This is a genomic window from Arthrobacter sp. Soil761 (genome assembly GCF_001428325.1).
Lineage (GTDB): Bacteria > Actinomycetota > Actinomycetes > Actinomycetales > Micrococcaceae > Arthrobacter.
Window position 1 is genome coordinate 338,476 of record NZ_LMSF01000029.1, and the last position, 20,162, is coordinate 358,637.

The following is a 20,162-nucleotide window of genomic DNA, read 5'->3' on the forward strand; positions in this document are numbered from 1 at the left end:
CTCAGTTCCCCTGTCCTGATCCTGAGTAGCTGAGCTGGAGCGAGGCACCCTTGCAGCCGTCCTGGTTGGCGGAGGTGTCCAGCATTCCCACCCTGGGCCACACTGACGGTGCCAGGCGGAGCCCGGAAAGGGAGCTGCTGCCCGCCGGAACGGAGACCGGGTAGGGGCCGCTGTACTGCGTGACCACGAAGTCCGCTGCGGTGCAGGAAAGGTTCCTGGCCACGGCGTCCGCGCTGCGGGTGACGCCTGCCACCGCCACGGACATGTTGGTCAGCGAGAGCGCCTTGTTGTTGGGGTTGCTGATCTGCAGGTCCAGGCCGGCCGACGTGCCGGGGGACAGGGTGCCGGGGACGTTTCCGGAGAGGACGAACTGCTTGATGGTGGAGTCCAGGACCAGCTGCACGTTGGCGTAGGCGTACTGGGCCTTCCCGGCGGCATCCTTGCCCGTGCCCATGAGGTAGAGGCTGTAGCTTCCGTTCGGCGACGCGGCCGTGGTTGCCACCTGCAGGGTAGTGGAGGTCCCGGTCACCGGATTGGGCGAGAACGTTGCGGCGGCGCCGGAGGGCAGTCCGCCCAGGACGCTGAAGGTGACCGGCCCGGACAGGTTGTTCCGGGTGATCTGCAGGGTGTACACCGCGGTGGAACCGGGCGGGACGGTGAGCGAATCAGGGGAGGCGGCGACTGTCAGGCCGGAGGAGATCTTGTAGTTGACGGTGAGGCCGGCGGTGACGCTGCCGGAGACCTTGCCGCTGGTGCCGGTGATGGTCAATGAGCTGGTGCCCGCCGGGGTGGTGGCTGCCGTGCTGACGTTCAGGGTGGAAGTTGACGTGGTGCCTGAGCTGAGAGTGACGGACGACGGCGTGAAGGCACCTGTTGCTCCGGCCGGCAGTCCCGCGGTGGTCAGGTTGACCGCACCGCTGAAGCCCCCGGTGGACGTCACCGTCACCGTGTAGGCCGCGGACTGCCCCTGCTGGACCGACTGGCTGGCGGGCGAGACCTGGACCGTGATGCCCGCTTTGGTGCTTTGCGTTGCGGCGAACAGCGCCCCCGCGCTGGCCAGCATCACCGCAAGCCCGATCAGCGCCACCTTGATGGCCTGCCGCAGGCGATGCCGCGGTTGCCCGTCTTTGTTGTGCACCCCGTGCCCCTTCCACTTTGGTGCGGTTGACGACGAACCGGGGACGGGATTTCCACCCGTCCCCGGCCCGCTCGTTTGTTAGTTGCTGCTTGCAGTCACGGTGATGGTCGCGCCCTTGCAGGCATCCTGGTTCAAAGTGCTGTCGCTGAAGGTCAGGGTCCCCGTGCCCATGTCCACGTTGGTCGCGTTGCCCGCCAGGGTCTTGGTTCCGGTGGGGACTGAGGCAGCAAACCAGCTCGCGTCACAGGAACCGCTGGCGGTGACGACTGCGCCTGTGAGGGTAACAGGGGTGCTGCCGGAGTTGGGATTGTCTGCTGTGTAACTGATCGTCTTCGACGACCCTGGCGTGATGTTTTCGTCAAATGCCACATGGATAACGACGGCGTTTGTTGTGGTCGCAGCCTTGGCCTGCCCGCTGCCCGAGCCCGTGGTGCTCCAGTAGGCGTAGGCGGCACTTCCGCCAACAGCCACCAGGGCGGCGGATGCGGCGACAGCGGCGATCTTGTTCTTCTTGGTCATTGGGCGCATGGAAAGACTCCTTGTGAATGTGATTGAGAACCCGTTCCCCCATGAGCGGCCCCATCCTGGTGCCTTTCGGTGGATCGATGACCCAATGTTTTCGGCTGGAGCTCTGCCCAACAACACGTACCGGTACTCGAATTTTCAGGGGAGTGTGAATTCCACTACTGGGATTCGTGCGCCGCTACTCGGGTGGCCAAAGTCAAAGCGGGTGCCAATGCCCCCCAGTCCGCTGTCCGCAGCCGGCGGGCGACGACGACGGCCGGACGTATGCTGTTGGCGTCAGTAACGATGTCTCGCTGGAGAGGAGTTCCGGCATGCTTGACGGTCCCAGCGCAGGGGTCAGCATCGGCGCGTTGGTGGCGGTGGCCGTTGCCCTGTACATCGTGCTGGTGGTGCGCCGCAGGAAGTGACCCTCGGCGCGCTTCGTGATTTTCGACGCGCATATTCCGTGGCGCGGCTCGAATGTGGGCGGCGAAAGGGAATGTGCGCGTCGTGGGCGAATATGCGCGTCAATCAACGCAGGGACGCGAGCGTACGACGGCGGCCGCGTCCCGCCGTCGTGTGTCCCACTTGGGGTGCGGGGGCCGGCGGCTTTTTCGGATCGACGCTGATCCGTGCCTCCGCCGCAGGCCCCTGGTCTTGTGTGGAAAGTTGAGTTGGATGCCTGGCGGCGCCCTTGCTTAGCGCCGCCAGGCTTCTGAGACCGTCGGTGTTATCCGACGCAGGCGCGGGTTGACTGGGACCCAGTACCCAGGTGCATCAGCGATGCGCTCCCGTCCTTCACACATCACTTTGGAGGGAACGCCTCAAGGACGTCCCCGGATCCGGTCAAGAATTCATCAAGGTCGGCTCAATATTGACCGCTTGATTCCGGTGCGCGGCAGCGAGGAAGGCCGGCTTACCGCGTATCCACGTCCTCGAACACCAGGAACGTCTGCGTGTCCAGCACGCCGGGCATGGTCTGCAGCTGGTCGAAGATGACGCGGCGCAGGTCGATGTTGTCCACGGCCCGGACCAGCAGGATCACGTCGAAGTCGCCGCCCACCAGCGCGATGTGGTGCACCTCCGGGATGGCGCCCAACTGGTCGCGGAGTTCCCGCCACGAATCCTGCTTCAGCTTCAGCGTCACGTAGGCGGAGGACTTCAACCCTGCCTTGATGGGATCCACCAGCGCGGTGAACCGGGTGAGCACGCCGTCACCGGTCAGCCGGGCAATGCGGGAATAGGCATGCGCCCGGGAAATGTGCACGTTTTCCGCCACTTGCGTGACCGACATACGGCCGTCCCGGGTGAGTTCGCTGATGATGCGCCGGTCGATCTCATCCAGCGGAACCTCGGCCGCCACATCCTTGCCCGCCATTGTGCACTCGGCTCCCGTCGGTACTCCACCTCACGAATACAAATCGTCTTCCATAGTAGGCAGATTTGAAGAGAGTCTCCGTGGCAGGAGCGCGCGGGAATACAAAACCGGCAGCAGGAACGCCGCTGGAACGAATGATGCTCGGCCGGTCGGCCTTTCCCGGGCCGTCCGGGGTGTGGATCAGGACCCGTGGTGGCGGGTCCCGGTCCCCTCCGCTGCGCCGCGGATGAAGTCGCAGTCGCCGGGGGAGAGCACGGTTTCGCCATGCCGGTCCTGTTCGAATTCGACTCCGGTGCTCTTCATGATGGCCGCCGCGACGGTGCGCGGAAGGATCTTGCAGCCGGGATTATCAACCAGCCATTGCCGCGTGTCCGGGTCGAGCCTGTCCCACAATTTGGCTATTTCCATAGCTAACGCCCCCGCCTGTCACTGCTGTTAGGAAAATGCCGCAGTCCCGGATGTCCCGGGACGGTGCGTACCCGCATCATCCGAGTGTGGGCCTTCGGGAGACAGGGGTCAATGCACTTCTTTCGTTGGCCGCCAGGCTTTCGCGCCCGGATGGAAGCATGAGCAGTTTCCCAGCCCGCCATTTTGTCCACGGCTCCGGTCGGTAATCCACGTCACAGTTACAAATCGTCTTCCAAAGCCGGCACTTCAGGGCAGCTTCTCCACGATTTGCGCAGGTGCTGGATACGAAACCTCGCCCGGGACAATACTGGGAGGGAATAGTGGCTACCGAAGGACGGACCAATGACGATCTCCGCAGACCACACCGCGCCGGACACCGCCAGCACCGAGCCCGCAGACGATGCGCTCACGGAAGCTGTGAAGAAGTTCGGCATCACGGTGGAGGACTACATGCTCCCCGCCCGGCACCAGATCCAGATGGTGGATCCGGACGGCCGGCTCATCCCGGACAGCGAGCAGGGCACCCAGCCCGGCCACGAATACCCTGTACCCGGCGATGACGAACTGCTGGCAGCGTACGAACGCCTCGTCGTCGGACGCCGCGTCAACGACCAGAACTCCGCCCTGGTCCGGCAGGGCCGCATGGCCGTCTACCCCTCCAGCCACGGCCAGGAAGCCTGCCAGGTGGCCGCCGCCCTCTGCCTGTCCGAGCATGACTGGATGTTCCCCACCTACCGCGACGCCGTGGCCGTGATGACCCGGGGCGTGGACCCGGTACAGGTGATGACCATCTTCCGCGGCGACTGGCACGGCGGCTACGACCCCCTCAAATACAAGGTGGGCATCCAGTGCACGCCGCTGACCACCCAGCTGCTGCATGCCGTGGGCGTGGCGCACGCCGCCAAGCTCCGCGGCGAGGACACCGTGGTGCTGGCCATGTGCGGTGACGGTGCCACCAGCGAAGGCGACTTCCACGAAGCCCTGAACTTCGCCGCCGTTTTCCACCTGCCGGTGGTCTTCTTCGTCCAGAACAACAAGTACGCCATCTCGGTGCCGCTGGCACACCAGTCCGTGGCGCCGTCGCTGGCGCACAAGGCCGTGGGCTACGGCATGGCCGGCGAACGCGTGGACGGCAATGACGTGGTGGCCCTCCTCGCCGTCCTGGACCGCGCCGTGAAACTCGCCCGCGAAGGCTCCGGACCGCTCCTGGTGGAAGCCAACACCTACCGCATGCAGGCCCACACCAACGCCGACGACGACACCCGCTACCGGGAAAACAGCGAGGTTGCGGAGTGGCGGGCCAAGGATCCCGTCAACCGGATGCGGACGTACCTGACGGACCGGGGGCTGCTGGATGACGACGCCGAAGCACGCATCGCTTCCCACGCTGAAGCGGTTGCCGCCCAGCTGCGCGAGGGCCTGAGCGAGGACGTGCAGGTGGACCCGCAGGAACTGTTCCGCCACGTCTTCGCCCGGCAGACGCCGCAGTTGAAGGAACAGTCCGCCATGCTCGCCGACGAGCTGGCCCGCGACGCAGCAGCTACTGATTCACAGGAGGCCGGCAAGTGAGCCCCACCATAACAACCTCGTCCGAAGCCAACGGCAACGTCAGTGCCGCCACCGCCCGGGCCGCAGCCTCGGCCGCCGCGTCCGCCGAAGCCGCGGGTCCCCAGCCCGTCACCATGGCCAAGGCCCTCAACACCGCCCTGGCGGACGCCATGCACGCCGACTCCTCCGTCCTGGTGTTCGGCGAGGACGTGGGCATGCTGGGCGGGGTCTTCCGCATCACCGACGGCCTGACCGCCACGTTCGGCGAGCAGCGCTGCTTCGACACCCCGCTGGCCGAGTCCGGCATCGTGGGCATGGCCGTGGGGATGGCCATCAACGGGATGCGCCCTGTCATCGAGATGCAGTTCGATGCGTTCGCCTACCCTGCGTTCGAGCAGATCGTCAGCCACGTGGCCAAGATGCACAACCGCACCAAGGGGGCCGTGAAGCTGCCCATGGTGATCCGCATCCCGTACGGCGGCGGCATCGGGGGAGTTGAGCACCACTGCGACTCCTCCGAGTCCTATTACGCCCACACCGCCGGCCTGAAGGTGTACACCCCCGCCACGGTGGCGGACGGCTACCGGATGCTGCGCGAAGCCATCGACTCCGACGACCCCGTCGTCTTCATGGAGCCCAAGAAGATGTACTGGACCAAGGACTCCGTGGACCTTGCCGAGCTCCGCCGCCTTCACGAGGAAGGTGCTTCCGCGGAAGGCACGACGGCGGGACGCACCTCCGAAGGCCGTGCCGCCGTCGCACGTCCCGGCACGGACGCCACGCTGATTGCCTACGGCCCGTCCGTCCCCACCGCGCTCGCCGCCGCCGAAGCGGCCGCGTTGGAAGGCCGCTCGCTGGAGGTCATCGACGTGCGGACCATCGTCCCGTTCGACGACGACACCGTGTGCGCGTCCGTCCGCAAGACCGGCCGGGCCGTGGTGATCGCCGAGGCGCACGGCTTCGCGTCCGTGTCCTCCGAGATCGTGGCCCGGGTCCAGGAACGCTGCTTCCACTACCTGGCCGCCCCCATCCGCCGCGTTACCGGATTCGACGTCCCCTACCCGGCACCCAAACTCGAGAAGTACTACCTGCCCGGCGTGGACCGCATCCTCGACGCCGTTGACGACCTTCAGTGGGAGAACTGACCATGAGCGAACCACGTGTGTTTTTGCTGCCCGACCTCGGCGAGGGCCTTACCGAAGCTGAACTCGTCTCCTGGCACGTTGCCGTGGGCGACGAGATCGCCGTCGACCAGCCGATTGCCGAGGTGGAGACCGCCAAGTCCGCCGTGGAGGTACCGTCACCGTATGCCGGAATCGTCACCGAACTGCACGGCCAGCCCGGCGAGACCCTGGACGTGGGGAAGCCGCTGATTACGGTGACGCCTGTTGGTGCTAATGCCGGGGCCGCCGCGGATGATGCCGCCCCCGCCCCTTCGCCGGCCCAGCCGGAAGTCCAGCCCACAGAGACCGAGCTTGCCGGGCCCAAGCCGGCCAATGCGGCAGCCGAAGCCTACCGGGAAGAAGAGAAGGCCGGATCCGGCAATGTGCTGATCGGTTATGGGACTCCCGGCGGACACGGTGTTGCCCGGCGCACCCGTGCCCGGAAGGCCGCCGTCGCCCTCGCTGAGCCGGCTGAACCGAAGCCCACCGAGGACGACCTCACCCTCCTGCGCACCCGCGTCCCCGGCAAGCTCGGCGCGGTGATCTCGCCGCTGGTCCGGCGCATGGCCCGGGAGCACGGCGTCGACCTCGGGGACATCTCAGGCTCCGGCGACAGCGGCCTGATCATGCGGCGCGACGTTGAGGCTGCGCTGCGGACCACTGCACCGGTGGAAGCCCCCGCAGCCAAGCCCGAGGAGGCCAAGCCCGCCGAAACGCGGCCGGCCACGGCACCCCGGGAAGCCGCCCCGGCCAACGGCGTGGACGCCCGCACCGGGCTTGGCATTGCCGCCCGCACCCCGGTCCGTGGGGTCCGCAAGGCCGTGGCCGCCAACATGGCCCGCAGCCGGGCAGAGATCCCGGAAGCAACCGTATGGGTGGATGTGGACGCCACCGCATTGCTGGAGCTCCGCGAGGGACTTAAGGCCAACGGCGCCGAGGCTCCGGGCCTGCTGGCCTTCATCGCCCGTTTCGTCACCGCAGGGCTGAAGAAGTACCCGGAGCTGAACACCCGGATCGAAGCCGCGGAGGACGGGTCGCAGGAGATTGTCGCGTTCGACGGCGTCAACCTGGGCTTCGCGGCGCAGACCGACCGGGGCCTGGTGGTCCCGTCCGTCCGCGGCGCCGAGAAGCTCAGCGCCAGGGAGCTCGACGGCGAGATCCGCCGCCTCACCCAGGTGGCCCGCGACGGGAAGGCGACGCCCACCGAGCTGGGCAGCGGCACGTTCACCCTGAACAACTACGGCGTGTTCGGTGTGGACGGGTCCGCGGCGATCATCAACCATCCGGAGGTGGCCATCCTCGGCGTCGGCCGGATCATCGACAAGCCGTGGGTGGTCAACGGTGAGCTGGCGGTCCGCAAGGTCACCGAACTCACGCTGACCTTCGACCACCGCGTCTGTGACGGCGGCACCGCCGGCGGCTTCCTCCGCTTCGTGGCAGATGCCATCGAAAACCCCACGTCGCTGCTGGCCGACATTTAGTGGCCGCTGTTTGAGGGACGAATTCTTGGTGCAATTCGTGGCGCCATTTCCCCTAATGGAAATCTGAATTAGGGTAAGAGGCACCACGCGGTAAACCTTTGTGGGCCTTTCCAGGGGCCGCCCCTGGCGGGGGTATATATGTGCCATCTGGAAACGAACCAAGGAGATTCTGATGTTGCTTTGGATAGCCATTATCATCGCGGTCCTCTGGCTTCTGGGCCTGCTCGCCAATATCGGCGGGGGACTGATCCACATACTTCTGGTTGTCGCCGTGGTGGTCCTGATCTTCCATTTCCTGCGTGGCAGGACCCGCGCCTGACATTCCTGCAAAGGCCCGTCCGTCACGCAAAGGCCCGGTCCCGGTAGTCGGCTAGCACCCGCAATCAAGGGCCGGGCCTTTGCGTGGGCTCGTGCGGGGCCCCGCACCCAAAATGTCAGGGAATCATCATCCTGTAGACACCCGGCAGTCAGCTTGCGCAGGAAGGATATGAGACAGGGGGATCTGTAAGCCAAGAGAAAAGGATGAGTCGTGACAAGTCTTGACCCCCAAGTCGTTGGATCCTGCAGTGAGCTCGTTTCCGGCGATGCGATCGAAGCTTTCTACCAGAACACGTTGATTCATCGGGGCCCGGTGACGGACACAGACCCGGAATACGGGCGGTTTTGGATTCTGGACACATTGACGGGAAGCAGGTGTCTGCTCGATATCTTTGAACTCGAAATTGTCCGTATTCCGCCGCCTATGGCCGAGTCAGGGACAGGGCTTTTTTCCCGTAACGCGCACCAAAAGGAAACCGGCGCAACCTCATACTGGCGCACGGTATCCCCATTGGGCTGACGGTCCTCCCCGTAATCAACCTAACGCGTAGCCCCCTCAAGGCCCTGAACGGAAATATGAGTACCCACTACTCGTGACCGGATGCGCGGCTTGTCCGTAGGCTGAATTGACTAGGGGGACCAGGCTCCCGTCCAAGGTCTTCTGGGAGGAGCGAAACTCTTGAAGAGGATTCAGCATCGTGCATGGACTTGCGTCGTCCTCGTCTTGGTTATGACGCTTTTATCAGCTGTGGCATGCGGCGACCTCAGGCGTGCTCCAGGTTCATCGCCGCCCCAGGGAGCCGAACCGGAGAGTACGGTCTCCGATTCTGCGCAGGCGGCGACGGACGTCCCTTCCGCGGCCTCTGAGTCAGCACAGCCACCAACAGAGGAGCCCTCGCCTGGTTCGGTACCGCCCCTTGTCCTCGATCGACCTTCAGACCCTTCTGCAGCCTCCCTGTCCGTGCCAGTGGGAGACCTGCCTGGCTGGAGGCAGGTTTTTGTTGAGGACTTCGCCGAAGGAGACGTTGGCACTGGCGGATTCCCGGGCCCCGTCTACGGCACGCGCTGGAGCGCGAACTACGCGGACGGCACGCCGGACACAGCCGCCCAGCAGCAAAACAAGGGCGAACGGACATCCGGGTATTTCCCGTCGAAGGTCCTGAGTGTCCACGATGGCGTCCTGGACTTCTACCTGCATTCTGAAAACGGTGTGGTAATGGGTGCTGCTCCGTCACCGAAACTGGATGGGGCCAGCCAGCGGCCGTACAACAGCTTGGTGTACGGGCGCTATTCGGTCCGCTTCAAGGCCGATGTCCTGCCGGGATTCAAACTGGCATGGCTGCTGTGGCCGGACAGCAAGCGATGGCCCGAGGACGGCGAGATCGATTTTCCCGAGGGAGACCTGTCAAAGCTCATCTACGCAGCCGTACACGGCGTGGAGAACGGCGTGCACCGTTGGGACGCCCTACGTCCGGAAGTACCGTACGGCGACTGGCATATCGCTACTACTGAGTGGCGTGCCGACGGCATCGAATTCTTCCTTGATGGAAATTCGATCGGCGTGTCCAGGTCGTTCGGACTGAACACACCCATGCACTACATCCTGCAGACCGAGTCCTGCTCGCCAAAATGCCCGCTGCCCGAGACCAGCGGCCACGTCCTGGTCGACTGGGTGTCCATCTGGGCCAGGTCCTAGCCACGGCGAAGGCTTGGACTGACCCAACCAGCCATGGCACGACGGCGGCCCCGCGCCGTCGTCCTTTCTTTCAAGTTTTTCGGCACAAGGGTCTTTACGCACTGGCCACATGTTATTAAAGTGGGTTGGGTCATAGTCCGGATGGGCGCCGGGGGCGTCCGGGAAGGGGGAGTGCATCACCACTGACCGTTACCTACAGACAAATGACCACTACGTTGAAAGCCCCTCCTAGGAGGGGCTTTCCCTTTGCCCGGAACAGGACAGGAACCGGCGATGGCTACTCCACGAGTTGACCCAGGCGGGCCCGGAGGGCACGCCGCTCCGCCTCATTGCCGGTGAGGATCAGGGCTTCCTGGAACGCCACCCGCGCCTCCTCCGGGTGCCCAAGCCGGGCCAGGAAGTCGGCCCGCGCCGCGGCAAGATACGGGTACCGGGCGAGCTGCGGCTCGGCACCGAGCGCATCCAGCTCCGCCAGGCCTTCCGCATAACCCACGGCGAAGCCCAGCGCGATGGCCCTGTTGAGCTGGACCACCGGGGACGGCCACCTTTCCATCAGCAGGTCATACAGGACCAGGATCTCCTGCCAGTCGGTGTCGGACCAGGATCCGCTTTCATCGTGCACAGCGGCAATCGCGGCCATCAGGGCGAACCTGCCCGGAGGCCGCGAAACCAAGGCCTCCCGCAACAGCCCAACACCTTCCGCGATGGCACGCCGGTCCCATTTCGACCGGTCCTGGTCCTCGAGCAGAACCTGGTCGTCGTGCTTGTCCACCCGGGCGTCCCTGCGGGCGTCCGTAAGCAGGACCAGGGCCAGCAGGCCGGCAACATCGGGGTCAGCGGGTAGCAGGACCCGCAGTGTCCTGGCCAGCTCCAAACCGCGTTCGGCAAGGTCGCGGCGCATCAGGTCCGAACCTGACGGGGAGGTGTGCCCCGTCGTGTACACCAGGTACACCACCGACAGCACGCCGTCCACGCGTTCGTGCAGCTCAGACACCGGCGGTACCCGGTAGGGGATGCCGGCGGCGGCAATCTTCTTTTTCGCGCGGGTGATCCGTGCCGCCATGGTGGCTTCCGGGACCAGGAACGCGCGCGCCACATCGGCGGTGGACAGTCCGCACAGCAGCCGCAGCGTCAGCGCCACCTGGGCTTCGAGCGCCAGGGCGGGATGGCAGCAGGTGAAAATCAGCCGGAGCCGGTCGTCCGGGATGTCATCAGCGTCCGGCGCGTCGTCGCCATACTCCTCAGGTTCCAGCAGCTTGGGCAGGGCCCGCTGGAGGGTGGCCACGCGGCGCCGCATGTCCAGGGCCCGCCGTCGTGCCGTAACCGTAAGCCAGGCCCCCGGATTCCTGGGGATGCCGTTCACGCCCCACGTGGCCAGGGCACTGGCATACGCGTCCTGGACCGCCTCTTCGGCGGCGTCGATATCCCCGGCAACACGCACCGTGGCCGCCAGCACGAACCCCCATTCGCGCCGGTGGGCGTCGGCCACCGCCGCGGCGACCTCGGAGCTGGCGGCGTGCGGCATCAGCTGACCACCCGAACGGGCCAGACCTCGACTCCAACCCCGGCGGGTACCTCCTTGGCGATTTCGAGGGCTTCATCCAGGTCGGCTGCCTCCACCAGGTAATAGCCGCCCAGGGTTTCCTTCGACTCCGCGAACGGACCATCCGAGACCAGGAACCCGCCCGACCCATCACGCCGGACGGACGTCACGGTCGAGGATGGCTGCAGGGCGGCCCCGTTGATCAGGTTGGAACCGCGCCGCTGCATGAACTCCTGGTAGCTGGCGCTGATCGACTCGCCTTCGGCCTGCCGCGCTACCGCCTCATCCTGGAAAATCAGGATCAAATACTTGGACATGTCGTGCTCCCTTCGCTGTTGGCTGGAGCCCTTCAGTGGAGCCCCTACCCATACGACGCGCACCGGAAGCGAAAATCGACAGCAGCGCGGGAATCCCCTTCCATTTCCAAGGTACCCCGCCGCGGGGGCCTTGCCGCAAGGCCCCGGGGGTGCCGCATACTGGCGGTCGACTATTCGTGGATTGAGGGGGACGGCATGCATGACGTGGTGATTGTGGGGAGTGGGCCCACGGGGTTGATGCTGGCGGGCGAGCTGCGGCTGGCGGGGGTGGACGCCGTTGTCCTTGAACGGCGGGAGTCCCAGGAGTTGGCGGGCTCCCGCGGGGGCGGAATCCATTCCCGCACCCTTGAACTGCTGGACCAGCGCGGCATCGTGGACAGGTTCCTTGCCGAGGGCAAAACGATTAACGCGGCCACGTTCGGCAACACACCGCTGGACCTGGGCGGGCTGCCCACCCGGCATCCATACACGCTGGCGCTGTTCCAGAACCACATTGAGCGGCTGCTGCTTGAGTGGGTGGAGGAGCTGGGCGTGCAGGTCCGGCGCGGCGTGGAGGTCACCGGCGTGGAGGCGGACGACGGCGGCGTGGCCGTTCATCTTGGCGCCGGCGGATCGCTGCGGGCCCGGTATGTGGTGGGCGCCGACGGGGGCCGCAGCACGGTGCGGCGTTCGGCGGGCATCACGATGGCGGGCCCGGACGCAACCCGGAGCAGCCTGATTGCCGAGGTGAAGGTGGCGGGGGAGCCTGTCCAGCAGGGAAAGGTGGACGCCCGCGGCATCCACGGCCTCTACCCGATGGGGGACGGCACGGTCCGGGTGGTGGTGACCGAGGCTGCGCTCGGTCCAACCACCGAGCCCACCCTGGCGGACCTGCGGCAGGCGCTGACCGACGTGTTCGGCACCGACTTCGGCGTGCACAGTCCCACCTGGCTGTCACGGTTCACCGACGCCACCCGCCAGGCGGAGACCTACCGGAAGGGCCGGGTGCTGCTGGCCGGCGACGCGGCGCATGTCCACTCACCGACAGGCGGGCTCGGTATTGGCCTCGGCGTGCAGGACGCGGTCAACCTTGGGTGGAAGCTGGGGCAGGTGGTGCGGGGCCTCTCCGGTGAGGAACTGCTGGAGACCTACCACGCGGAGCGCCACCAGGCGGGGGAGCGGGCGCTGAAGTACACCATGGCGCAGTCGCTTTTCCAGAAATCAGACCCCCGGCAGGAGGCGCTGCGCGACCTGCTGGGCGAGGTGCTCCGCGTGGAGGGGGCCGGGGTTCCCATCGCGGCGCTTGTGACAGGGCTCGACGTGGCCTACGACCTGGGCGCCGGCCATCCGCTCCTGGGTCGCCGGATGCCGGACCTGGAAGTCACCACTGCCGAAGGTCCCATCCGGGTCTTCGAACTGCTGCACCAGGCGCGGCCCCTGCTGCTGGACTTCAGCGGGCAGGAGTTGGGTGCGGGCCTTTCCAACGGCAGGGTGCGGCATGTTCCGGCCACGTACGACGGCGGCTGGCAGCTTCCCGTGCTGGGTGCTGTGGGTGCGCCCGCCGCAGTCCTGGTGCGGCCGGACGGGTACGTCGCCTGGGTGGGCGCGGGCTCAGCAGACGGGCTTGCCGAGGCCCTGGACACCTGGTGCGGCAGGGCCGGCGGCTGACCTCTCAGCGCAGGTTACTGCTTCGGCCCGGCGATGTTCACCAGCCACTGGACACCGAATTTGTCGGTGCACATGCCAAAGGTGTCACCCCAGATGGCTGTGTTCAACGGCATTGTCACCGTGCCGCCGTCGGACAACTTCTCCCAGTAGCCCCTGAGTTCCGCGTCGTCACCGCCGCTGAGGGAGATGCTGAACGTGTTTCCGGGCGTGTAGTCCATCCGCTGCGGGGTGTCCGACGCCATCAGGGTCAGCCCCGTTGGGGTATCGAGTTGTGCGTGCATGACCAACTGGTCTTCGGAGGGATCCTGGCTGGCCTGGAATTCCGCGAACGTGCCGATGTTCAGTTCACCGCCAAAGACGTCTTTGTAGAATTCCATGGCTTCACGGGCATTGTTTCGAAAGCTCAGATAGGGATTGAGCCGGGTGGGCATACGGGGACTCCTTTTGTGAGCGGGACTTCGTTGTCGGCACGCGTCATGCTAACAGGGCCCTCCCCAAGCGGGAAGGGGTGGGGTGAAGCCTCAGTCGTCGAAGTGGGCCTCAGCTGTTCCAGGGCCCGAGAACCGGTCCACCAGCGTTTCGGCGAGTTCGTTGAGCTTTTGGTTCCGGGTGCTGGAGGCGTTGCTGAGAAGGCCGAAGGCGGCATCCTTGCTGCAGTTGTTCTGGGCCATAATGATGCCGCAGGCCAGGTCGATGGCGGTCCTGGTGTCCATGGCCGACTTCAAGTGCTCGGCCCGCTGTTCCGCAGCCACGATCCGGACTGCGAGCCGCAGGGCCTTTCCCGCCATCTCGGCGAACCGGAGCCCATCAGACACCGCCTGCTCAGTGAAGCACCCCGTGGAGGGGGCGAAGAAATCCAGGACTGCCCCGGCGTCGTCATTCATCTTCATGGGGATGCCAAGGGCACTGGCAACCCCCGCGGCAGAAAGGGCGCTCCGGTATTCCGGCCACCGCAGGTCGGACGAAACGTCTCCCAACAGGACGGGAACTCCGCTTTCCAACGCTTCCACGCAGGGCCCGTCTCCCAGCGTTTGTTCAATCCGGTCAAGCACCGCGGCCCTGCCGCTGCTGCCGCCGATGGTGGCCGTACGCTTGCGCCGGTGCAGGGTGACAGCGCATTCGATGGGCACTCCGGTAGTGCTGGTCATGCTGGCTGCCGCGAAGCCGGTGAGTCCATCCAGCACCGACTTGATGTCCTCCGTCCCGGCGATCAGATCCACAATCCCTTCAAAGTCGTCCGCCATGTCCTGGTCCACCATCTGTTCAATGTAGAAGCAGCAGGAATCAGCCACAAGGGCGGGATCAGCGCACCGATACCAGCCTTCTCCAAGCCCGCGCACAGCGCAGTTATGGAAACGTTATATATGCTTGCTTAGTGGTTTTTAGGTCCAGCAGCGGAAATTTGTCAGTACCGGAACGCCCGTCGGCGCCCCAAACGGGGCTGATCGCGGGGCGCAAGCATGCCCTGGATGGGCTCCGGAGCATCGCCGTGGCGGGCGTGTTCTTTTTCCATACCGCCACGGACTCCATGCCGGGTGGATCCATCGGTGTTGACGTGTTCTTCACGCTGAGCGGCTTCGTGATCACGCTGCTGATCATGAAGGAACGGATCGCCACCGGCCGGCTCCACCTGGGCGTCTTCTACGCCAAGCGCCTGGCCCGGCTTTGGCCGGCGCTCCTGGCACTCTGCGCGGTGATCGTCGCCGTCGGCCTTCTCTTCCCGGCGTCAGGCTGGGGCGGCCAGGCGGGGTTCGTCCTTCCCGCTGCCGCGTACGTGATGAACCTGGCGCACTTTGGCATGTTCGGCGAGTCCATCGCGGGTGAAACCCTCGGCCCCACCTGGACCCTCGCCGTGGAAGAGCAGTTCTACCTGGTGTGGCCGCTGCTCCTGCTGCTGATGCTCCGCTTCTGGAAGGTCCGTACCTCAGCCTTGGCCACCGTCGCCCTGGCCGCCGTCTTCGTACTGAACCGGTTCCTGCTGGTGAACGCGGGCGAGCCGCTGGACCGCATCTACAACGGACCGGACACCCGGGCGGACGAACTGCTGATCGGCTGTGCGCTCGCCTTGATGTTCACGGCCGTGCGGGACGGTTCCCGGCTGCACCGCGCACTGGTGTCCGCTGCCCGCTGGGCTGCACCGCTGGCCGGCATCTCCCTGGTGGCAGCGCTGTTCCTGCTTAAGGAGCCGGACACCCCCGGCGACTGGTTCAACCTGTTTTGGACGTGGGGGCCCGCGGCGCTCGCGTTGTTGTCCGCGGTACTGATCGGTTCCCTGGTGCTCCAGCCGGCCGGGTTCCTTTCCCGTATCCTCAGCCACCCCTGGCTGGCCCGCCCCGGCCGCGATCTGTCCTACGGCCTGTACCTCTGGCACCTGCCGGTCTACCTGCTGCTGATGCCCCTGATCCCGGCGCTGCCGCTCCGCATCGCACTGACCGCAGCCCTCACGGTATTGCTGGCGTACGCGTCGTTCCGCTTTGTTGAGCGGCCGCTCCGGGGATGGGCGAACAAAAGGCTGGAGCCCGCCGTCGACCGTTCAACGCCTGCAGGTTCCACTCCCGGGACTCCGGGCCGAGCGCCTTCCGCGCCTAATGCTTCCAAGCAACCAGCGCAGGAACCCGAGCCTGCCGGCCAATTGATCAACTGACGCCTGACCAACCGACGCCTGAAGCTGCAGGTCAGTCCTTTCGGATGCTGGGCATACCCATGGACTCCGGTTTGGCGGCGCTGGAACAGTCCGGGCAGCACGCAGTGTTTTCGGCTTCTTCAGCCACCACGTGGGGAACGGCGCAGCAGGCGTCCCCGCGCCACGCGTTGACGCCTTCACGCACCGCAATGCCGGCGATCACCAGCGCCGCGCCGGCGTCTGCCCACCACCAGCCCAGGGTGCTGTTCAGGACCAGGCCAACCAGCAGCACGGCGGAGAGGTAGGTGCATAGCAGCGTCTGCTTGGAATCGGCCACCGCTGTGCTTGATCCCAGTTCCCGCCCAGCCCTGCGCTGGGTCCAGGACAGGACCGGCATGACGGCCAGGCTCAACGCCGCGATCACGATGCCGGGCACTGAGTGCTGGGCTTCTCCCGCACCCGCCAAAGAGCGGATGGCATTCACAGCCACGAATGCGGCCAGGGCGAAGAATGAGATGGCGATGATCCGCAGGGTCAGATGCTCACGCCGCTCCGGGTCCTTGGCGGAGAACTGCCAGGACAATGCCAGTGCGGAGGCTACTTCGATCACCGAATCCAGGCCGAAGCCGATCAGCGCCGAGGAGTCGGCCGCGCCGCCCGCCCACAGGGACACGACGGCCTCGATGACGTTGTAGCTGATGGTTGCTCCCGCCAGAAGCCGGATTCGCCGGCTCAGCACCCTGCGGCGTTCCACGGTGGGGGAGTTAAGCGCAGCGGTCATGCGAAGCATTCCCCATCAGGGGCGCAGCAGGCTGGGTCCACCGCGAGGACAACATTGATGAGGTCCTCGATAGCGTGGCCGATCCGGGCGTCCGCCAGTTCATAACGGCTCCGCCGCCCGTCCTGCACCGCAACCACCAGTCCGCAGCCGCGCAAACAGGTCAAGTGATTGGACATGCTCTGCCGGGACACCCCTAAGTTGTCCGCCAGGTCGGAAGGATAGGAGGGGGCATCTGCAAGTGCCAGCAGGACTCGGGCGCGGGTAGGGTCCGACACCGCATAGCCAAAACGGGCCAGCACAGGGGCGTGGGTGAGGGTCTGCATGGGCTGGAGGGTTTGCACGGTTTTAGAGTACATCCATCACTGTATTCAGGTGAAGATGAACTGTAATCCCAGTCCCCCGCAAAGTTTTCGGCTTGAACAACCGCCGCTGCAGTGGAGGGGCGGTTCACTTTCGGTGGCCCACCGGCAATTGTCAGACCCCCTTGTCATGATGGGTTTATGGGGAAAGTGGCGGTGGTGAGGGCGTTCGAGGAGATCCGTGCTGCCCTTGCTGTGCTTCAGGCTGAGGTGGATGGGGCGGGTCTGGAGGCGTTCGCGGATGCTGATGCGTTTTTGGATGCTGAGCCTTTCTCGGTTCCTGATCCGTTGTGCGGTTTGGCGGATGGGTGCCTGGACATCCTTGCCGGGGCCCGGGAGGTGGAGGCGCGGGTTGCGGGGGTGAAGGCGAAGGCTGCGGTGGCGTACGCGGAGGCTGCGCATGCTGTGGCGGGGCCGGACGTGCCGGTGGTGGCGCAGGAGATGGCGGTCGCGGCGGAGATCGGGTGCGTGCTGGCGTTGGGTCCCCGGGCGGCGGCGTCGTTCCTGGCCACCTCCCACGCCCTGACCAGCAGCTTGCCGCGGACTTTGGAGGCGTTGCAGTCCGGGACCCTGTCATGGCAGCACGCGATAGTGCTGGCCGACGAAACGGCGAGCCTTGATGCGGCCGGGGCGGCGGCGTTGGAGGCGCATTTCCTGCCACCCGATACACCGGACCCGGACGCCCTTCCCCCGGCCAGGGGGTGCCCGGTTGGGGAGCTGCCGGCGCACCGGTTCCGGGTCAAGGCGCGGACCTGGCGGGAGCGCCACCACGCCGAATCGATGGAGAAGCGGCATGCCAGGGGTGTGGCGGAGCGGCGGGTGGAGTTCCGGCCGGACCGGGACGGGATGGCGTGGCTGGGCGCGTACCTGCCCGCGGACCAGGCCCAGGCTGGCTGGAACCGGCTCACCGTTGCCGCACGGGGTTTGCAGGGGCCGGGCGAGGACAGGACCATGCCCCAGCTGCGGGCCGACAGTTTCGCCGCAGCGATCCTCGGCAGCGGCGACACCCGGGGCGGCAGCACCAGCAGGAGCGGGACCAGCGCCGCATCGGGAACTGGCCACCATTCGCCATCGGTCCGCGCCGAGGTGCTGGTTACGGTTCCGGTGTTCGCGCTGATGGGTTTGACCGATGAGCCGGCGATGCTGGATGGGTATGGTCCGGTGCCGGCGTCGATGGCGCGGCGACTGGTCGCGGACGGGGCGGGCTCGTTCTACCGGGTGTTGGTGGACCCGCGGGACGGGGCGCCGTTGGAGATTGGCCGGAAGAGTTACCGGGTTCCCAAGGCGATGCGGGCCTGGCTGCGGATGCGGGACGGGAAATGCCCGTTCCCGGGCTGCAGCAACACCTCCCTGGACACGGAGGCCGACCATCTTCTCGCCTGGCACCACGGCGGCACCACCGGAATCAGCAACCTGGGACAGCCCTGCCCGAAACACCACAGGCTCCGGCACACCACCGGCTGGAAACCCACCCCGGCCAGCACGAACGAACCACCCGGCTGGACCTCGCCCACCGGCCGCCACTACACAAGCGAACACCAGGACTGGGAACCACCAAAGTGGCCGCCAGGGTTCTTGCCCGGCGAACGAAGCCAGTCCCGCCAACGAAGCCTGCCCGGCGAACGATGCCGGACCCGCGAACGAAGCCTCCTGGGGAAGCGCGCCTTCAGCCCCATGCCGTGTGAGCCGCCGCGCCGGTAGACCGGCCTGTAGTCCTGCTACCCCAGGGGGTTGGCCGATTGGCAGGTCTGGTCGCTGCCCGTCTGGGCCACCACGCCGCCTGAGGAGTCGGCGGACGACGGCGGTGCGGCGGGTTTGGTGCCGGCGGCAAAGTCCGTGCCCGCGTACAGTTGCACGCCCTGGATGTTCGCCACCTGCTGCACGTTGCCTGCGGGCAGGCCGAACAGCGCTGCCACGTCCGCGGCCACGTCCTCGAACCCGGCCGAGTAGTAGACCATGGTCTTCTCCTGCGCCTGGGCCTGCAGCTTGGTCAGGTTGGTGAAACCGGCCTCGGAGAGCAGCCCGGCAATGGCATTGCTCCGCCCAGTCACGCCGGTGCCGTTGGCAATGGAGATGGGCTGCAGTGACTTGTCGTAGGCGGGTGCCGCGGGAGTTGCGGGCGCCTCCGTGGGGGAGGCGGAGGAGGGCTGGCTCAGGTCCGGGCTGCTTCGGAGCGCGGCGAAGAAGTTGGAGGCTGTCGGCTCATTCAGTGCCAGCCGGTTGGGGTCCGCCGGCGCCGGCACCGTGGGCGTGGTGATGAAGTTGATGTTGGCCGGGTCGATGTTCTTCAGCCGGTTGGCGATGGTCAGCAGCGATGGGATGGAGGACAGGCCCGAGTCAACGGTCAGGTTCCTGGTGATGGTGTCGGCAATGGTCAGGGTCTTCTGCGGATTGCCCAGCGTGCCCTCGGACTTGAGCTTCCGGCTGAGCGAAGCCAGGAAGCCCTGCTGGGCCTGGATGCGCCCCAGGTCCCCGCCGTTGGCGAAAGCGTGCCGGGTCCGCAGGAACGCCAGCGCCTGTTCGCCCTGCACCTGGGACGTTCCGGCAGGCAGGTTCAGCCCGCTGTCCGGATCGTGCACGGCATCGCTGACGCAGACCTCCACGCCACCCACGGCATTGGACAGTTCCTTTACCGCGTTGAAGTCGGCCATCATGAAGTGGTCCACCTCCAGGCCGGTCAGTTTGTTCACGGTGTCCACGGCGCAGCCGATGCCGGCCTGTGCCATGGCGCTGTTGATCATCACGTCCTGGCGGGCGGGATATGCCTGCTTGGTTTTGGGGTCCGTGCACGCCGGCACGTCCACCAGCAGGTCGCGCGGGAAGCTGACCACGTTGACGTGCTTGTTGTCCGCGGAAATGTCCAGCAGCATCATGACGTCGGACTGGCCGTAGCCGGAGGAGTCCTCCGCGCTGCCGTACTGGCTGTTGCTGCCGTCCCGGGTGTCGGAGCCCAGGACCAGGATCTGCATCCGGTCCGTGCTGTCGTTCACGGTCCCTTCGGTCCGCTCTCCACCCGCCGTCAGTTCAGACGTTGTGATGTTCGACTGCAGGCGCCACGCCCAGTAGCCGCCGAAGGCCACGGCACCGACGAGCAGCGCGGACACCACGGCGGTAACGGCCTTGAGCCAGCGCGGGACACGGCGTACAGGCCGACGGCGGCGCAAACTGGCGGCGTACAGCTCGCCTTGGCCGGGGTAGGCGCCGGGGGCGGAGCCAACCTGATCCGGGCCGGGGGATTTTCTGGAACCGAACACGAAA

General features: G+C 66.2%; 20 protein-coding genes. 9 read left to right on the plus strand and 11 right to left on the minus strand.

Annotated features, from left to right (window positions below):
* Position 1: 1 nt before the first annotated feature.
* The 4 genes from ASG79_RS17955 to ASG79_RS17970 form a co-directional block, all read right to left on the minus strand.
* Positions 2-1,138, minus strand: a complete 1,137-nt coding sequence (locus ASG79_RS17955; protein ID WP_056392922.1) for a hypothetical protein — start codon at positions 1,136-1,138, stop codon at positions 2-4.
* A gap of 78 nt (positions 1,139-1,216) precedes the next feature.
* Positions 1,217-1,666 carry a hypothetical protein gene (locus ASG79_RS17960; RefSeq protein ID WP_235509849.1) on the minus strand — a complete coding sequence of 150 codons (450 nt, stop codon included), beginning with the start codon at positions 1,664-1,666 and terminating at the stop codon, positions 1,217-1,219.
* A gap of 892 nt (positions 1,667-2,558) precedes the next feature.
* On the minus strand, positions 2,559-3,020 hold the full coding sequence (locus ASG79_RS17965; RefSeq protein ID WP_018768683.1) for an Lrp/AsnC family transcriptional regulator: 462 nt from the start codon (positions 3,018-3,020) through the stop codon (positions 2,559-2,561).
* A 180-nt stretch (positions 3,021-3,200) separates the two neighbouring features.
* Entirely contained in the window at positions 3,201-3,428 is a 228-nt protein-coding gene (locus tag ASG79_RS17970) for a hypothetical protein (protein WP_056392926.1), read from the minus strand.
* Between the two features lie 342 nt (positions 3,429-3,770).
* Between ASG79_RS17970 and pdhA the strand changes: the two genes are divergently transcribed.
* The 6 genes from pdhA to ASG79_RS17990 all read left to right on the plus strand — a co-directional run bounded on the left by pdhA (position 3,771) and on the right by ASG79_RS17990 (position 9,634).
* The gene (gene pdhA / locus ASG79_RS17975) at positions 3,771-4,997 is read left to right on the plus strand and encodes a pyruvate dehydrogenase (acetyl-transferring) E1 component subunit alpha (RefSeq protein WP_056392928.1); all 1,227 of its coding nucleotides are present in this window, start codon (positions 3,771-3,773) and stop codon (positions 4,995-4,997) included.
* The gene (locus tag ASG79_RS17980; RefSeq protein WP_018768680.1) at positions 4,994-6,121 is read left to right on the plus strand and encodes an alpha-ketoacid dehydrogenase subunit beta; all 1,128 of its coding nucleotides are present in this window, start codon (positions 4,994-4,996) and stop codon (positions 6,119-6,121) included. Before pdhA ends, ASG79_RS17980 begins: the two co-directional genes overlap by 4 nt.
* A 2-nt stretch (positions 6,122-6,123) precedes the next feature.
* The gene (locus ASG79_RS17985) at positions 6,124-7,620 is read left to right on the plus strand and encodes a dihydrolipoamide acetyltransferase family protein (RefSeq protein ID WP_056392930.1); all 1,497 of its coding nucleotides are present in this window, start codon (positions 6,124-6,126) and stop codon (positions 7,618-7,620) included.
* A 172-nt stretch (positions 7,621-7,792) separates the two neighbouring features.
* Positions 7,793-7,939, plus strand: coding sequence for a lmo0937 family membrane protein (locus tag ASG79_RS23600; RefSeq protein WP_018768678.1), 147 nt, complete (start codon positions 7,793-7,795; stop codon positions 7,937-7,939).
* 210 nt (positions 7,940-8,149) lie between these two features.
* Entirely contained in the window at positions 8,150-8,458 is a 309-nt protein-coding gene (locus tag ASG79_RS23890) for a hypothetical protein (protein ID WP_200953191.1), read from the plus strand.
* A gap of 447 nt (positions 8,459-8,905) precedes the next feature.
* Positions 8,906-9,634: a glycoside hydrolase family 16 protein gene (locus tag ASG79_RS17990; protein ID WP_056392932.1), complete on the plus strand. Its 729-nt coding sequence runs from the start codon at positions 8,906-8,908 to the stop codon at positions 9,632-9,634.
* A gap of 277 nt (positions 9,635-9,911) precedes the next feature.
* Here the strand turns inward: ASG79_RS17990 and ASG79_RS17995 are convergent, their stop codons facing one another.
* Both ASG79_RS17995 and ASG79_RS18000 read right to left on the minus strand, forming a co-directional pair.
* Entirely contained in the window at positions 9,912-11,159 is a 1,248-nt protein-coding gene (locus tag ASG79_RS17995; protein ID WP_056392934.1) for an RNA polymerase sigma factor, read from the minus strand.
* Positions 11,159-11,494 carry a YciI family protein gene (locus tag ASG79_RS18000; RefSeq protein WP_018768675.1) on the minus strand — a complete coding sequence of 112 codons (336 nt, stop codon included), beginning with the start codon at positions 11,492-11,494 and terminating at the stop codon, positions 11,159-11,161. Before ASG79_RS18000 ends, ASG79_RS17995 begins: the two co-directional genes overlap by 1 nt.
* A gap of 195 nt (positions 11,495-11,689) precedes the next feature.
* Here ASG79_RS18000 and ASG79_RS18005 point away from each other — a divergent pair, with 195 nt between their 5' ends.
* Positions 11,690-13,141 (plus strand): FAD-dependent monooxygenase, encoded by a 1,452-nt coding sequence (locus ASG79_RS18005; protein ID WP_056392936.1) that lies wholly within the window; start codon positions 11,690-11,692, stop codon positions 13,139-13,141.
* A 14-nt stretch (positions 13,142-13,155) separates the two neighbouring features.
* Here the strand turns inward: ASG79_RS18005 and ASG79_RS18010 are convergent, their stop codons facing one another.
* Both ASG79_RS18010 and ASG79_RS18015 read right to left on the minus strand, forming a co-directional pair.
* The gene (locus ASG79_RS18010; RefSeq protein ID WP_056392939.1) at positions 13,156-13,572 is read right to left on the minus strand and encodes a VOC family protein; all 417 of its coding nucleotides are present in this window, start codon (positions 13,570-13,572) and stop codon (positions 13,156-13,158) included.
* Positions 13,573-13,662: 90 nt separating this feature from the next.
* Positions 13,663-14,400, minus strand: coding sequence for a GAF and ANTAR domain-containing protein (locus ASG79_RS18015; RefSeq protein WP_056393162.1), 738 nt, complete (start codon positions 14,398-14,400; stop codon positions 13,663-13,665).
* Between the two features lie 143 nt (positions 14,401-14,543).
* Here ASG79_RS18015 and ASG79_RS18020 point away from each other — a divergent pair, with 143 nt between their 5' ends.
* Complete coding sequence (locus ASG79_RS18020; RefSeq protein WP_018768671.1) at positions 14,544-15,785, plus strand: acyltransferase family protein; 1,242 nt, start codon at positions 14,544-14,546, stop codon at positions 15,783-15,785.
* A 31-nt stretch (positions 15,786-15,816) separates the two neighbouring features.
* Here the strand turns inward: ASG79_RS18020 and ASG79_RS18025 are convergent, their stop codons facing one another.
* Together ASG79_RS18025 and ASG79_RS18030 are read right to left on the minus strand one after the other, a co-directional pair.
* Positions 15,817-16,545, minus strand: coding sequence for a cation diffusion facilitator family transporter (locus ASG79_RS18025; RefSeq protein ID WP_056392941.1), 729 nt, complete (start codon positions 16,543-16,545; stop codon positions 15,817-15,819).
* Positions 16,542-16,868: an ArsR/SmtB family transcription factor gene (locus ASG79_RS18030; protein WP_056393165.1), complete on the minus strand. Its 327-nt coding sequence runs from the start codon at positions 16,866-16,868 to the stop codon at positions 16,542-16,544. Before ASG79_RS18030 ends, ASG79_RS18025 begins: the two co-directional genes overlap by 4 nt.
* A gap of 177 nt (positions 16,869-17,045) precedes the next feature.
* Here ASG79_RS18030 and ASG79_RS18035 point away from each other — a divergent pair, with 177 nt between their 5' ends.
* On the plus strand, positions 17,046-18,605 hold the full coding sequence (locus ASG79_RS18035) for an HNH endonuclease signature motif containing protein (RefSeq protein ID WP_056392943.1): 1,560 nt from the start codon (positions 17,046-17,048) through the stop codon (positions 18,603-18,605).
* A gap of 17 nt (positions 18,606-18,622) precedes the next feature.
* Here ASG79_RS18035 and ASG79_RS18040 read toward each other — a convergent pair whose 3' ends face one another.
* Positions 18,623-20,158, minus strand: a complete 1,536-nt coding sequence (locus tag ASG79_RS18040; protein ID WP_056392945.1) for an LCP family protein — start codon at positions 20,156-20,158, stop codon at positions 18,623-18,625.
* Positions 20,159-20,162 lie beyond the last annotated feature (4 nt).

Bases quoted from the DNA above. Each gene is read 5' to 3' on its own strand.
- ASG79_RS17985 (WP_056392930.1), top strand. From the start codon at position 6,124: ATGAGCGAACCACGTGTGTTTTTGCTGCCCGACCTCGGCGAGGGCCTT.
- ASG79_RS17965 (WP_018768683.1), bottom strand. From the start codon at position 3,020: ATGGCGGGCAAGGATGTGGCGGCCGAGGTTCCGCTGGATGAGATCGAC.
- ASG79_RS18035 (WP_056392943.1), top strand. From the start codon at position 17,046: ATGGGGAAAGTGGCGGTGGTGAGGGCGTTCGAGGAGATCCGTGCTGCC.
- ASG79_RS18015 (WP_056393162.1), bottom strand. From the start codon at position 14,400: ATGGTGGACCAGGACATGGCGGACGACTTTGAAGGGATTGTGGATCTG.
- ASG79_RS18000 (WP_018768675.1), bottom strand. From the start codon at position 11,494: ATGTCCAAGTATTTGATCCTGATTTTCCAGGATGAGGCGGTAGCGCGG.
- ASG79_RS18025 (WP_056392941.1), bottom strand. From the start codon at position 16,545: ATGACCGCTGCGCTTAACTCCCCCACCGTGGAACGCCGCAGGGTGCTG.
- pdhA (WP_056392928.1), top strand. From the start codon at position 3,771: ATGACGATCTCCGCAGACCACACCGCGCCGGACACCGCCAGCACCGAG.
- ASG79_RS17960 (WP_235509849.1), bottom strand. From the start codon at position 1,666: ATGCGCCCAATGACCAAGAAGAACAAGATCGCCGCTGTCGCCGCATCC.
- ASG79_RS17970 (WP_056392926.1), bottom strand. From the start codon at position 3,428: ATGGAAATAGCCAAATTGTGGGACAGGCTCGACCCGGACACGCGGCAA.
- ASG79_RS23600 (WP_018768678.1), top strand. From the start codon at position 7,793: ATGTTGCTTTGGATAGCCATTATCATCGCGGTCCTCTGGCTTCTGGGC.
- ASG79_RS17995 (WP_056392934.1), bottom strand. From the start codon at position 11,159: ATGCCGCACGCCGCCAGCTCCGAGGTCGCCGCGGCGGTGGCCGACGCC.
- ASG79_RS18005 (WP_056392936.1), top strand. From the start codon at position 11,690: ATGCATGACGTGGTGATTGTGGGGAGTGGGCCCACGGGGTTGATGCTG.
- ASG79_RS18030 (WP_056393165.1), bottom strand. From the start codon at position 16,868: ATGCAGACCCTCACCCACGCCCCTGTGCTGGCCCGTTTTGGCTATGCG.
- ASG79_RS18010 (WP_056392939.1), bottom strand. From the start codon at position 13,572: ATGCCCACCCGGCTCAATCCCTATCTGAGCTTTCGAAACAATGCCCGT.